Annotated in this window: 13 protein-coding genes; 3 read left to right on the forward strand and 10 right to left on the reverse strand. The window is 48.3% G+C overall.

Annotated features, from left to right (window positions below):
• Positions 1–11: 11 nt before the first annotated feature.
• The 4 genes from ACY2RR_RS15105 to ACY2RR_RS15120 all read right to left on the reverse strand — a co-directional run bounded on the left by ACY2RR_RS15105 (position 12) and on the right by ACY2RR_RS15120 (position 4,514).
• A complete protein-coding gene (locus ACY2RR_RS15105) occupies positions 12–794 on the reverse strand; it encodes a redoxin domain-containing protein (RefSeq protein WP_490108991.1) in 783 nt (260 codons plus the stop codon).
• Positions 795–874: 80 nt separating this feature from the next.
• On the reverse strand, positions 875–1,264 hold the full coding sequence (gene cueR / locus ACY2RR_RS15110) for a Cu(I)-responsive transcriptional regulator (protein WP_490108992.1): 390 nt from the start codon (positions 1,262–1,264) through the stop codon (positions 875–877).
• Positions 1,261–3,510 (reverse strand): heavy metal translocating P-type ATPase, encoded by a 2,250-nt coding sequence (locus tag ACY2RR_RS15115; RefSeq protein WP_490108993.1) that lies wholly within the window; start codon positions 3,508–3,510, stop codon positions 1,261–1,263. Before ACY2RR_RS15115 ends, cueR begins: the two co-directional genes overlap by 4 nt.
• A gap of 80 nt (positions 3,511–3,590) precedes the next feature.
• The gene (locus tag ACY2RR_RS15120) at positions 3,591–4,514 is read right to left on the reverse strand and encodes a phytanoyl-CoA dioxygenase family protein (protein WP_490108994.1); all 924 of its coding nucleotides are present in this window, start codon (positions 4,512–4,514) and stop codon (positions 3,591–3,593) included.
• Positions 4,515–4,667: 153 nt separating this feature from the next.
• Between ACY2RR_RS15120 and ACY2RR_RS15125 the strand changes: the two genes are divergently transcribed.
• The gene (locus ACY2RR_RS15125) at positions 4,668–5,309 is read left to right on the forward strand and encodes a TetR/AcrR family transcriptional regulator (protein ID WP_490108995.1); all 642 of its coding nucleotides are present in this window, start codon (positions 4,668–4,670) and stop codon (positions 5,307–5,309) included.
• On the opposite strand, the gene ACY2RR_RS15130 is transcribed toward ACY2RR_RS15125, so the two are convergent.
• Positions 5,279–6,043, reverse strand: coding sequence for a hypothetical protein (locus ACY2RR_RS15130; RefSeq protein WP_490108996.1), 765 nt, complete (start codon positions 6,041–6,043; stop codon positions 5,279–5,281). The genes ACY2RR_RS15125 and ACY2RR_RS15130 overlap by 31 nt on opposite strands.
• A 284-nt stretch (positions 6,044–6,327) precedes the next feature.
• Between ACY2RR_RS15130 and ACY2RR_RS15135 the strand changes: the two genes are divergently transcribed.
• On the forward strand, positions 6,328–6,639 hold the full coding sequence (locus tag ACY2RR_RS15135; protein ID WP_490108997.1) for a hypothetical protein: 312 nt from the start codon (positions 6,328–6,330) through the stop codon (positions 6,637–6,639).
• A gap of 9 nt (positions 6,640–6,648) precedes the next feature.
• Here the strand turns inward: ACY2RR_RS15135 and ACY2RR_RS15140 are convergent, their stop codons facing one another.
• From ACY2RR_RS15140 to ACY2RR_RS15160, 5 genes are all read right to left on the reverse strand, one after another.
• Positions 6,649–7,056: an SMI1/KNR4 family protein gene (locus tag ACY2RR_RS15140; protein ID WP_490108998.1), complete on the reverse strand. Its 408-nt coding sequence runs from the start codon at positions 7,054–7,056 to the stop codon at positions 6,649–6,651.
• 48 nt (positions 7,057–7,104) lie between these two features.
• Entirely contained in the window at positions 7,105–7,533 is a 429-nt protein-coding gene (locus ACY2RR_RS15145; protein WP_490108999.1) for an avidin/streptavidin family protein, read from the reverse strand.
• A gap of 98 nt (positions 7,534–7,631) precedes the next feature.
• Complete coding sequence (gene hisA / locus ACY2RR_RS15150; protein ID WP_490109000.1) at positions 7,632–8,384, reverse strand: phosphoribosylformimino-5-aminoimidazole carboxamide ribotide isomerase; 753 nt, start codon at positions 8,382–8,384, stop codon at positions 7,632–7,634.
• Between the two features lie 119 nt (positions 8,385–8,503).
• Complete coding sequence (locus ACY2RR_RS15155; RefSeq protein WP_490109001.1) at positions 8,504–10,210, reverse strand: acyl-CoA dehydrogenase family protein; 1,707 nt, start codon at positions 10,208–10,210, stop codon at positions 8,504–8,506.
• 76 nt (positions 10,211–10,286) lie between these two features.
• Complete coding sequence (locus tag ACY2RR_RS15160; protein WP_490109002.1) at positions 10,287–11,195, reverse strand: bile acid:sodium symporter family protein; 909 nt, start codon at positions 11,193–11,195, stop codon at positions 10,287–10,289.
• A 422-nt stretch (positions 11,196–11,617) separates the two neighbouring features.
• Between ACY2RR_RS15160 and ACY2RR_RS15165 the strand changes: the two genes are divergently transcribed.
• Positions 11,618–12,031, forward strand: a complete 414-nt coding sequence (locus ACY2RR_RS15165) for a MerC domain-containing protein (RefSeq protein ID WP_490109003.1) — start codon at positions 11,618–11,620, stop codon at positions 12,029–12,031.
• The last annotated feature ends 2 nt before the right edge of the window (positions 12,032–12,033 follow it).

Below are 12,033 nucleotides of genomic sequence, written 5' to 3' on the forward strand. Positions count from 1 at the left end.
CCCGTTTTCTTTTAGCCCTGTGGCTGTTTCACCGTACGCAAATAGTTTTTGTGCCCGCCAGCCTTCGATGGCAACTCAATGGTTTTCACATCACCATATTTGGCTTTTGCATCCTCATCAGATATACCGGGTGAAACCACAACATCTTCACCATCTTTCCAGTTAACAGGTGTAGCAACGCCAGCTTTATCGGTTAACTGAATACTGCGAAGAACACGGATAATTTCATCAAAGTTACGGCCTGTGGTCATCGGATAAGTCAGCATCATTTTGATGCGCTTGTCTTTGCCAATCAGGAAAACCGTGCGGGCTGTTTTGTTGTCTTTAGCTGTGCGCTGCACTCCGGGCTCAGCTTCCTGGGAAAGCATGCCGTAGAGCTTGGAAACCTTCAGGTCTTCATCGGCAACAATGGAATAATCGAGCACGCCGTCGTCTTTACCGGCAATCTTGGCAATATCTTTTTCCCACTCCTGATGGCGGGCAACTGAATCAAGGCTTAAACCAATAACCACCGAATTCAGCTCATCAAACGTTTTCAGCAGTTTCTGTACTTCTGCAAGTTCGGTAGCGCACACCGGAGTGAAATCATGGGGATGAGAAAACAGCAGCGCGTATTTGCCTTCAATTGCCTTGTGTAAATTGAACTCACCTTTGCTGGACTGAGCAGTAAAATCCGGTGCAAGTTCACCAATGCCTAAAGCTGGAGCTTTAGCGTACGCCGTACTGAAGGAAATAAATAAGAGGGAAGCAAACAGGTAAACAATGCGGTTAAAGCTAAAAATTCTGGAAACCATGGCATCAAACTCTGGAGAAACCCGCTACAGCGTAGACTATTTCTCCATTGTTCAATTTCGGCTTCCAGAATCTCGGTGAGTTATTCTCCAGCCAAGTTATCCAAAATCGGACAATCCGGCTGATCATCACCATGACAACAGGATGCAAGAGTCTTAAGACTGTCCCGCATGGTTTGCAGCTGAATAATCTTCTGTTCAATATCAGCAATACGCGCCAAAGCCACGGCTTTTACATCAGCACTTTTGCGATCACTTTTCTGGTAGAGCCCCAGCAACTCTCCGCACTCTTCCAGAGAAAACCCCAGCTCACGGGCATGACTGACAAACTTCAGTTCGCGGATATGCTGGTTGTCATAATCGCGGTAGCCGTTGTCTTTGCGACTGGCAGGCGACACCAACCCGATACTTTCATAATACCGGATTGTTTTTGGCGTCAGACCAGTGGCTTCTGAGGCTTTGGAAATGTTCATGACCGCTCACCTCCCTGAGGTTTAAACAGACGCAGACGGTTGGCATTGCTCACCACGGTAACAGAAGACATTGCCATAGCCGCGCCAGCAATAACCGGGTTTAACAGCATGCCAGTCAATGGGTAGAGAACCCCTGCTGCAACAGGAATACCCAGTGAGTTATAAAGGAAGGCACCAAACAGGTTTTGGCGAATGTTCTTCAGCGTTGCTCTGGAAAGCTCAATAGCATCAGCTAAGCCGTGGAGAGAAGAACGCATCAGCGTAATATCTGCTGTTTCAATCGCCACATCAGCACCAGCACCAATAGCCAGACCAACATTGGCTCGGGCCAGAGCTGGGGCATCGTTGATGCCATCGCCAGTCATACCAACAACTTCGCCCTTGTCCTGCAGCTCCCGCACATAACGCTCTTTGTCTTCCGGCAATACCTGAGCATGGTACACATCAATGCCAGTCTGTTCGGCGACAGCTTTCGCGGTTTGTGGGTTATCACCGGTCAGCATTACCACTTTCAAGCCCAGCTTATGCAGGCGTTCAATGGCAGCGGCGGAATCTTCACGAATAGGGTCAGCAACAGCTAACAAACCTGCAAACTGATTGGCAACGGCAAGATACATTACGGTCTGGCCTTTCGCTGCCAGTTCTGTCGCCTCTGCTTTCATTTGGTCAAAAGCGATCTGATTAACAGACATCAGCCGTTCATTACCCAACAGAACCTTTTGCCCATCAATATAACCGGAGATGCCCATGCCGGTTTCCGATACAAAATCAGTCATGGCAGAAAGCCTGTAATCTTTCTGTTGTGCAGCGGAAACAACAGATTCCCCCAGAGGGTGGCTGGAACCAGCCTCAACCGCAGCAGCCAGAGTAAGTACCTGCTCCTCAGTAAACCCTTGGCAGGCTTCAATAGCTGTAACTGTTGGTCGCCCCTGAGTGATGGTTCCGGTTTTATCCAGCACAACAGTGGTCAAGCCACTTGCAGTCTGCAAGGCTTCACCTTTGCGTACCAGCATGCCAAGTTCTGCCGCTTTACCCACGCCAACCATTACCGACATAGGCGTTGCCAGACCAAGAGCACAGGGGCAGGCAATAATCAGAACGGTTACCAGCACGACTAAAGAGTGGGTTATTGCCGGAGCCGGGCCAACGGCCAACCAGATAACTGCAGCGACAAGAGCTATAGCAATCACTGCCGGAACAAAAACTGAAGCCACTTTATCTGCCAGTTGGGCAATAGGCATCTTGGAGTTCTGTGCCTGTTTTACCAGTGCGATAATGCGGGCCAGAGCGGTATCACTGCCAACCTTTTCTGCCTGCGCCAGCACAGAACCATTGCCGTTTAAGGTACCGGCACTGATGGAATCTCCGGCAACTTTAGAAACCTGCACAGGTTCACCGGTCAGCATAGATTCATCGATCAGGGTTTCCCCTTCCAGCACAATGGCATCAACGGGAACACTGTCACCAGCACGAATGCGGATCTTGTCGCCAACTTTTACCGCCTCAACAGGAACATCCTTTTCTCCTTCGGTCGTTACCAGACGCGCCATGGGAGCCTGCAGATTGAGTAAACGTTTAATGGTGTCGCCGGTTTTGCCTTTGGCCCGCAGTTCCAGCATTTGGCCAAAGTTGATCAAACCAATAATCATGGCCGAGGCTTCAAAATAAACATGACGAGCAGCGGCTGGTAAAGCTTCAGGGAACAACACAACAGCCATGGAAAATAACCAGGCTGCACCAGTACCTAATGCAACCAGGGTATCCATAGTGGCACTGCGGTTTTTCAGGGAAGACCAAAGCCCACGGAAGAAATGCCCGCCACTGATCACCAGCACAGCCAGAGTCACTAAACCTACCAGTCCCCAGTACATTTGACTGACACCCGGAGTGACAGTCATATCACCACCAGCCATTCCCCAAGCCATTAACGGCACACTGACACCAAGGGCGAGTGCCGTATATTTTTTGCGGCGGGTTAATTCCTGCTGATCTCTGAGTTCCTGCTTACGGCGGTTTTCTGCTTCGCTTTCCACCAGAGAAACATCAAAGCCAATACCCTGAATAGCTGCCAGAACAGCTTCAGGTTCAGCTGTACCAGATACTCGGGACGTTTTTTCCGCAAGGTTTACCGAGCAGGACGTGACTCCCGGTACGGCGTTCAGGGCTTTCTCGATTTTGCCCACACAGCCGGCACAGGAAATGCCCGGGAGAGAGAGGGTTATAAATGTGTCTGCCAAAGCACTCATGACAACAACTCCAGTCAGGGTTATGGATCACAAGGTAACCCTTACCCTAACTGGAAGGTCAAGCTTTGCAAGCCTGCGGATTACCGAACCAATCCAGCACGAATCCCTAGCGCACGAAACGTTCCATATAAAGCGAAGACATTTTTCATAATAATCAGGCGAATACGTTCACCCAGCTTGGTATCTTCTGATGCTGAAAACAGATTTTTAACCTGCCGGGTCAGAGCGCTGTTATGCTGCAAAAGCCGCTGCGCCGGAGTGAGATCACCAAAGCGGGTTTCTGGCAGAAAGTGTCCGTAATCTTTACCGCGAACCAGCATGGCTGATTCTGGCGAGCCAATCTTTTTGCCTTTAGCAGATACGTAACGTACAGCCAGCCCCATCCGGCGATCTTCGGAGTTATTGGGCTCAGAGCCATGAACAATACGGAAGTGGTGGAGAGACACCTGCCCTGGTTCCAACTCCATATAAATAGCCTGATCTTCGTCCAGTTTTTCGGAAATGGTCTGGCCGCGAGTCAGCAGGTTATCTTTATCGTAGGTGTTTTCCTGCTGGTAATCCCTTGTGTGGGTGCCTGGAATAACTTTCATACAACCGGACGCTTTATTACTGTGGCTTAAAGCTACCCAGACTGTGACAACATCATCAGCATCCACGCCCCAGTAGGCTGCATCCTGATGCATGGAAACAAACTTGCCGCTACCAGGTTCCTTGGTGAACATATTGGTCATATAGCAGATGATGTCTGGCCCGATCAGGGACTCCACAGCATCCAGAATTTTCGGATGATTCACAATCCGATCGGCCCACTCACAGATCAGGTAGGTTTTATTCAACTCCGCTTTGCTGAGTTGTCCGCCACTGGCTGCTTCAGACTTTTCAACAGCCTGGCGTAATTCTGCAGCTTCTTCCTGAGTAAATACCTGCAGGGGGCACAAATATCCCTTCTCCTGATATTGCGCTATTTGTTCTTGGTTGAGACCGCTGCTTACAGAAGCACCCATAAACGACACCTTTCGTTTTATTGTTATATAGCACCAGATTGGGCCACTGCTGGTATGATGGACACATACCAGCTACTTATCCGATATCAAAAGATATTCGGTAACAAGGTTTCCCTTTTCAAAGTATAGGGATTAACAGCTTTACAAACAAATATGACTGCTTCTAAAAAACACAACGACCGCCGCACAATCAGCCCGGACGCTCTGGAAAAACTACGCCAGACAATTATTCGCCTGTTCTCTGCAGGCACCTTTAACGATATTGGCGTAAGAGATATCTGCAAAGAAGCCAAAGTCAGCCCGCAAACGGTTTACAAATACTTTGGCAACAAGGAATCACTGCTGTTTGCCTGCATCCGTGAAGATATGGATGTGCTCTATCAAAACGTCAGTGATGCCGCAGCTGGCAATGGCTCAGTTATTGAAAGAGCTGAAAAATGCGCCAGAGCCTTCTTTGGTTTTTATGGAAGCAACCAGGCTATTGCTCGTATTATTTTCCTGAATATTCCCCCGGTAAACTGGGTTGATAATGAAGAGTTCACCCAAACCATTCTGATGGACAGCCTTGGAAATTTACTGGAAGAGGCACAAACATCCGGACTTCTCAGTAACCAGCCGATTCAATTATTACTGGATATGATCGCCGGAGCCGCTCACCGGGTTATTTTGCGATGGTTAACGGAAGAAGATTCAGATCTTAGCGAAATGACCGACAGCTTTCTGGTCATTCTCAAGCAAAGCCTTCTCAGCCTGGGTAAGACCAGCTATGAAGCGAGAAGTACCGCAACAGCCTGAAGTTCATCAACAAGCTTGGTACCAACACGGCGAACTATGAGTGGCGCAGGCTCAGAGTTGTACTCAACAAACCGGGGTTCAATAAAGCGCCAGAGTTGATTAATACGCTTGAGTTTTGCTTTCACCGACTCTGGAGCATCTACAGCAGCTTTAGCAAAAGACTCTGTCAGGGTATTGGCCAGAACATCCAGGTCTTTTTCATAACCACCGGAACTACTGTCAGCACGCAGGGGCATTAAATAAGCACGAGCCGAATAGCGAACAATCATATATTGCAGCAGCACCGCATTCTGCATTAACTGTTCGCTTGCAGAAGCTTCAGTGGAACTATCAAGCAGACTTTCCAACTGGCGATTTGTTTCACGCATGGTTTCGGTAAGACTGACTACAAAGTCCCAGCCCATTCCAACAACAGCATCATCACCATCCAGCTCCTGAGCAACAAAACCCCGAAACTGCTGCCATTGAGATTGCAACTGTTCATTGTCAGAAAAAGGTTCTACTGCCAGAAGCTCCTCTGTACGATCCAGATTGGCACTGGTTGTTCTGTAGGCTTGCGCATCTCCCGCAAGCCCCCGATAAACGACAATATCATCACCAACCCGAAACAACATGGTTTGTAACTGCCGTATACCGATAGCTTCCGGGCCCGCTTTAACATCCTGAGAAAATGGTAAAACCATCATGACTGCCACCAGCCCGATACCGAACCAGTTACGACCAGATTTATTCACAGATTATCCTTTTTATTCTGCCTGTAGGTTTTAAACAGCCATTTGAAAAATCGTTTCTGACAAAAGCTGTCATTAAACGACGACATTACATCAGCAGGAGAAAGTCATTAATTACCAAGCTGCCATTTTTTGTATGAAATTGTGTCAGTGAGTAGGTGTTCACACTTCATGTGATGGTAATAGAAAAAATCCAAGAAAATGATCTTGGTATCTGATAGTGAAAATAGTAAGTTCAAAGGTGTATTCACAATTAGACATGTGACTCAGAGGGATCGTGCGCCAAAATGCCAAAAATGGATAAACAAGACTTTCTTAACGAGGTAAAAAAGCAGCTCACCAGTTTTTATCGCCAGATTAAGAATGGCCACAAACCTTCCGATATGGCCAGGCACCGTATTGAAGGCTTTATGCAGGCTGGGATATTTATGCGCATCTGCACCTCGGAAGAGAGAGACGCCGCTATGGAAGAAGCCCATAACGGCGTATTTGGAATGACTATTGCGCAGAGAAGAGAAAAGCTCAGCCATAAATGGCAGGCAGATAGCCGGGATTACAGCGCGTACGACGCTCCGGCCTACGACAGAAAGCGCAAGTAACTATACTGATTAACTCTCCAGCCAAACATCTCTGGCCCAGTGCCAGATAGTGGGCCATTCCTCTTCTGTCATAGTTTCATCCACTCGGGACCAAAACCGGACATTGCCATCCTGCTCAATGCAGTACCAGCCATCCGGCGCTTCACAAATTGCGATCATTTCCCGGGGCATTCCCAGATCCCAGGCCAGTGCAGTCACCTCAGGCAGATAAGTGTGCGATTGTTCGTCAGTCACAGTGGCAGGCTCCACAGAACCACAGATCACATCACTGACTTCCTTGAGAAAAATCTTATAGTCATCTGGCAGATGGATCAGAATCTGTTCCTGAACCACCACCAGATCATCGTCATCTGGCAAGTCCAGCGGCGCAGGAACATCCTCATTACGTTCCCGCAGCAGTTCGATGACGTCTTCCATTTTTTCAGTACCAGGCCCAAGTCAATAAATAAGAGCGCTATTCTACCTTTAATTGCTCACCTTGGTATCAGCGTCATCCCGATAAAAGAAATTTGTGCTTAGAATCTGAGAATTCCACTGTGCATTGCCTTTGAACTGAACCAGGGCCTGAGTTTGCAGACGCTGCCTGCCGAACTCGTCAGGCAGAATAATACCGGTCATGGCAATCACAGTTGGAGACGTACACCCAGCCATATTCATACTGATAGCAACGGCATTACCGTTGATAACGCCCTCTAATGGGGCGGGATAACCAATACATTCCGGCGTAACAGCAACAGCGGTGGTAAATACACCAGTAAAGTGGCCGGGCTGGGAATCTGTTACTTCGAGAGTGGAGCCGTACTGGTTCTTCCAGCGCCCGGCTACATCGGAAGCCCAGATCTGGGCGGACACACTGGCAAGGACAAAACAAAGAAGGCGTACAACGAGCTTCATAGACTTTCCTGAAATCATGGGTTTTGACTACTGCAATGTAGTCAAAACCAAAGAATCTTCAGGAAGTTTTTACTGTTGCTGTTTTTGGTCGAAAGACTTTACCTGCACGCAGCTACGACATCGTTGTAGGACAGATCCCCGCCAAAAATATCCAGAGCGCTGCCAATGGTGATATGGATTTTGTTTTTACCTGTAGTGCGCACAGCTTCAATATGCTCTGAAGTAGCGATGCCACCAGCATATGTAACAGGTATTGGGGAATATTCTGCCAGCAGGCGAACCAGCTCCAGATCAGGACCGGCCATTAACCCTTCTACAGAAGCGGCATGCACCAGAAACTCATCACAGTAACCCGCTAATTGTTGCAGGGTTTCGGCGGAAATCACTGTGTCGGTAAAGTTCTGCCAGCGGTCTGTGACAATATAATACTGCCCATCCCGAGCCTTGCAGGAGAGATCAAGAACCAACCGCTCTTTTCCAGTTACAGCAAACAGCTTTTCCAGATTCTCATAATCAATGCGCCCATCCTTGAAAACGTAGGATGTAACAATCACATGGGATGCACCCATATCCAGATATTCGGCCGCGTTATCAGCGTTAATGCCACCGCCAATCTGTAAACCGCCAGGCCAGGCAGCCAAGGCTTCACGGGCAGCGTCTTCATTCCCCGGCCCCAGCTTGATCACATGACCGCCACGCAGATTATCCTGCCGGTATAGATCTGCAAAGTAAGAGGCGCCATGGTCACTTTCAAAATTAACCTGAGCTGAATTGTCAGCATCTGTTAGAGAACTACCGACAATTTGTTTTACCTTACCGTTGTGAAGATCGATACAGGGTCGAAACTGCATTTTTATACCTTTATTTACTGCAACTCTTGGCGAATCAAAGCACTATTGTCACAGATTATACGCATCTCTTCCCCTTCTTAATGAAAGACCTGAATACAATCAGGCCTTTCACCCAGACATTACCCCATCACAACTCTGGCCTTATCAATAATTGCACCGCAATCCAGACCTTCAGGCAGCATGCCATAAGTGTTGCCACTATTGCCCTGCAAACGCCCCCTACAGAATGCTTCAGCACTGGCACTGCTGCCATGGCGAAGCAAAAGGGAACCTTGCAATCCCAGAGCTAATCCCTCTACCAGAGAGCGTGCCCGATATTCCATATTGTCTATCTTGCTGAAGAATTGTTTCACGCCATCAATGTAACGGTCGTAATCTTTATCGTTGCCCCGCGCCAGCTCCAGCTCCTGAACAAAAATATCGATAGCTCCTGGGTCTTTCTGCATAACCCGCAGAACATCCAGGCACTGAACATTGCCGGAACCTTCCCAGATGGTATTGATAGGCGCTTCACGATAGAAACGAGGCATCAGGCTGTTTTCCATGACTGCTGAACCACCGATCACTTCCATCGCTTCATACGCATGTCCGGGCTGTCGTTTACACACCCAGTATTTGCCAACAGGTGTTGCCATTCGTGCAAAACTGGCTTCGTCACTGTTGCCTGCCATCATCTGATCCAGGGCTTCTGCAGTGCGGAAGGCCATCAACGTTGATGCTTCTGCTTCCAGCTCAAGATCTGCCAGAACATTTTGCATCAGTGGTTGCTGATCAAGACGACGGCCAAAAGCAGAACGATGGCTGGTATGGTGCACAATCTGAGTCATGTGCTGGCGCATAGCAGCAGCTGATGACACCAGACAGTCAAAGCGGGTCATCGCCACCATTTCCAGAATATTGGCAACACCACGGCCTTCATCACCAATCAGCCAGCCAAATGCTCCCCGCAACTCTGTTTCACTGGAAGCATTGGACGCATTGCCCATTTTGTCTTTCAGTCGCAGAACCTGCAGCGGGTTTTTACTGCCATCCGGGCGCCAGCGAGGCACCAGAAAACAGGACAAACCACCTTCTGCCTGCGCCAACATAAGAAAGGCATCACACATGGGAGCGGATACAAAGAACTTATGACCTACCAGTTCATAAGCTTCACCACTGCCCCGCTGGCCAATAGGGTAAGCGCGGGTAGTGTTTCTGCGAACATCACTGCCACCCTGCTTCTCGGTCATAGCCATACCGATAGTGACGCTTTGCTTTTCGGTATGAGGAATATTACGGGGGTCGTAACCTCTGTTAAGAACCTTGGGAATCCACTCTGCGGCAATACCACTGTCTTTCTGCAAGGTAGGAACAGAAGCAAAGGTCATAGTGATTGGGCAACCATGACCGGCTTCGATTTGTGTTGAAAGATAACTGCCTGCAGCTCTTGCCACATGGGCACCGGCCTGAGGTTTTTCCCACGGAGAACCAGCCAAGCCTTGCTGCTTGGAGGCCGTCATCAATTGATGATAAGACGGGTGGAAATCAACCTGATCTATCCGGCGGCCATAACGGTCGTGAGTGTTAAATTCTGGCTTGTGGCGATTGGCATCTACGCCCCACTGAATCCTTTCAGCACTACCACAGAGCGCACCAAATTCCTGCAGGTTATCCAGTGCCCACTCAGCTTTTCCTCGGGTCACGCACTCTGTCAGAACAGAGTCCTGAGTGAACATATTGTAGTTTTCCAGTACCGGCGGCATGTTCTCCACAACATGAGTGTTGGCGGCACATGCCTCGGCCTGGGGGTAATTATTATTCCGGGATGAATCTGAGTGTTCACTCATGGCAAAACTCCTGCGCATTTTGAACGAAGTGAATCACGGTTTACCCCTATAAAGAAATAGCCAAACCTGCCAGTTTTTATGACTCTAAAGCAGGCTTTGGTGCCTTTAAGCGTCGCAGGCCAATCAATCCGCCAGCCGCAAAGGTCTGCAAGCCTCCATAGAGCAGCAGTGTAAGCAATACAACATCTCCGATGGGATCTTCCTGACCAATGATGGCAGGGAACAGCAACACTTTTACCATTAATCCCAGGTTGATATTGCGCACAACGACTTCCATATCCACCGCAGTAGCATCGCGATAAGACAGCCTTAGTACCCCCCAGGAAATCAACCAGCTGATAAGCGCCATTGCTAGAATAAACACGACGACGAGCGCAATATTATTTAAACCAAAGGCTTTTAAATCCAGACGACCGGAAACAGATGCGCCAACAATAATCATCAACAAACCAAACAATGAGATGCGTACACACCATTTTGAAAAGATTGCCGCACTGTTTGGCAGAAAACGTAGATAAAGCATGCCGAGAGCCAGTGGTAATAACAGAACCAGAGCAATCTCTTTCATTATCTGAACTTTAGGCATCACAAAGTCATCTGGCATATAACCACTTATCAACAATCCCAGGATGAATGGTGTTGTAAACAGGCAGCCAAGGGTTGTTACCGCAGTAATAGCCACAGAGAGCGCAATATTTCCCTGAGCAAAGTGGGTAAAGATATTGGACGTTGAACCACCGGGAATAGCTGCAATCAAAGCCAGGCCAACGGCAATTCCACCAGCAAGACCAAAGATTGTAATAAAGGCTAAAGCGATTATTGGCACAATGATCAGCTGAATCCCAATGCCACTGGCAACAGCTTTGGGTTCAAGCAATAACTCTCTGAAATCTCTGGGTGTTAACGTGGCCCCCATACCAATCATGGCAGTGACCAGTTGGAATACTGAGAACCAGTATTCGTGTTGAATATAGAATGCGCCCATAGGTCACCTTATTGTTATTGTTCTGACATGACGCTTAGTAAGTCATGAGCTGTGTACGACAGTCTAACTTTACATATCAGGGCAGACAACTGGCCACAAACTGCCTTAATTATCACTTCTAAGCCATAGGCCAACGAGATGATTTTTTAGCACTCATATCACCACTCCCCCTATCAATAGCAGACTGGGGCATAGATTCGAGTGTGAAAGATCTCACCGATAAAGCACACAAAGTGATGGAATTAACCTGCACCGGCTTTGCTCGATAGCCCACACCCTATTGCCAGCCTGCAACAACAAACCTTATGACTGAGTCTGCTCTTGTCGATTCCATTTCTCCCAGCTGTACAGAAATCATACTTGATGCCCCAAAAGCAAATGTTATAACATAACAATAAATATCTAGAGCACTCAGAAACACCATGAAAGCACTGCAAACCTACACAGATAAAGCCGCTATCGGTCTGTCATTTCTCTGTCTGGCTCATTGTCTGATTCTTCCCGTACTGCTTGTTACCCTGCCAAGCCTGACTGTGTTGAATCTGGACAACGAACTGTTCCATGTCGGTATGGTCGGGCTCGTCATACCTACCAGCCTTTATGCTCTGACCCTTGGTTGCAGAAAGCACCAGCACTATCGACTGCTTGCTATCGGATTCACCGGGCTGGCACTTTTGCTGGGTGCTGTGATTGGTGAAGAGATGATTGGAGAGTTCGGAGAAAAAGCTCTGACCGTTATGGGTTCTGCACTCATCGCTTACGGTCACTTCCGTAACTTCCAGCTTTGCCAAAAAGCGGAAAACTGTACCTGTGAAGAGCAGTGCAGCGAGTCATAAAG

Source organism: Parendozoicomonas sp. 2304DJ65-17, from assembly GCF_058148445.1.